General features: G+C 69.1%; 1 protein-coding gene. It reads right to left on the reverse strand.

The annotated features are described in order from the left end of the window. Positions 1-13: 13 nt before the first annotated feature. Entirely contained in the window at positions 14-1381 is a 1368-nt protein-coding gene (locus OP86_RS32385; protein ID WP_342447801.1) for an IS4 family transposase, read from the reverse strand. Between the last annotated feature and the right edge of the window lie 129 nt (positions 1382-1510).

The following is a 1510-nucleotide window of genomic DNA, read 5'->3' on the forward strand; positions in this document are numbered from 1 at the left end:
CAAGGCCGTGAAGTTAAGGGCTGATCGGCTCGCCCAGGATGTCGATGCTGATGGTGGCCTTGTAGGTGCGTCGGTCGACGCGCAGGCTCTTGTACGCGTAGCGGGACAGGGGTCGTTTGACTGCTCGGGGGCTGACGCGTAGGCGGCGGGCGGGCATGAGCTGGTCGAGGACCGCTTGGCCGATGGCGCCGACGAGGTCGATGACGGTGCCGGCGAGCACGCCCGCGGCCTGGACGACCTGGTCGCGGGCGGCTTGGAGGGCGACGCTGAAGCTGGCCCGGTCGGGATCGGTGCCGGGGATGGTCTCGGTGGCGTCGGCGATGGCGATTCTGATCACCTGATAGACCGTCAGGAGCGCGTAGATCTCCTGGGCGACGCCGGGCAGGGTGCGGGCCCGCAGGACCCGGCGGCCGAGCATCGTCTTCTTGATCGCGAAGTAGGTGGACTCGATCTCCCATCGCTCGTGATAGAGCTTGACCAGCTCGAATGCGGGATGGCGGCGGTGGTCGAGCAGGGTGGTGGCCAGTCGGTAGACGCCTGTGTGCCGTCCTGCCGTGGTGGTGATGGTGATCTCACACTCGATGATGCGGACCTCCACCCGGCCGAGCCTGGACAGGAAGGATCCGTCGGGGAAACGGCCCAGGACTGGGGGTTTGCGGGCGGCGGACAGCCGGGCGAGGAACGCGGCGCCGGTGTCGGCCGCCGTCTCCAGGAGCGGGTTGCCGGACAGGCCCCGGTCCAGCAGCACGATCATGCCGGCGTGCAGGGAACGGGCGAGGCGTTTGGCGTGGGTGCTCTCGCCGCGGGTGCCCGGGCCGAAGACCGCGTCGATGACGGCCCGGGTGCCGCAGGCGACCAGGGCGACGAGCAGGATCTGCGGATATCCGGAGGCGGCGGTGTACTGGTTCGAGCCTTTGCCCAGGCGAGCTCGCGTGGTGGGGGCGTCCGGCACGTCCAGGCAGGTGCCGTCGATCGCGACGACGAGCAGCCCGGCCCAGTGGGCGTTGGCGGTGCGGATCGCACTCGCCGGTCCGCGAAGTAGGTCGAACAGGGCCCGCAGAGGGCGGACCCCGAGTCGGCAGCGGGCATGCCACAGTGCGGTCGCGGTGATCTTCGGTATCGGCAGACAGCCCAGCGCGCCGGTGAGCTTGGACCAGACCGCGGGGTAACCGCACTCCTCGAACAGTGCGGCCGCCAGCATCAGATAGACGACGACCCGTGCGGGCAGCTTCCGCAGCCTCTGCTGCACCGCCCCGCACTCGGCGAGCACGGCGTCGACCATTTCGAACGGCACGATCTGCGTCAGCTCGCCCAGATGGCCCGGGGCGAAGACACCTTCAGCTACCGCGATCTCGCGGGTGATGACACACTGACCGGACAGCGGAGCTCCCGTGGTGAACGACTCGTCTTGGCGGACAAGCCGTTCTACCGGGGCTCCGCTTCCTACGTCCGGCGGTCGACCGGATCGACCCTTGTCACCGGCCGATCAGCCCTTAACTTCACGGCCTTG

This window comes from Streptomyces novaecaesareae, assembly GCF_000716875.1.
GTDB classification, from domain to species: Bacteria; Actinomycetota; Actinomycetes; order Streptomycetales; family Streptomycetaceae; genus Kitasatospora; species Kitasatospora novaecaesareae.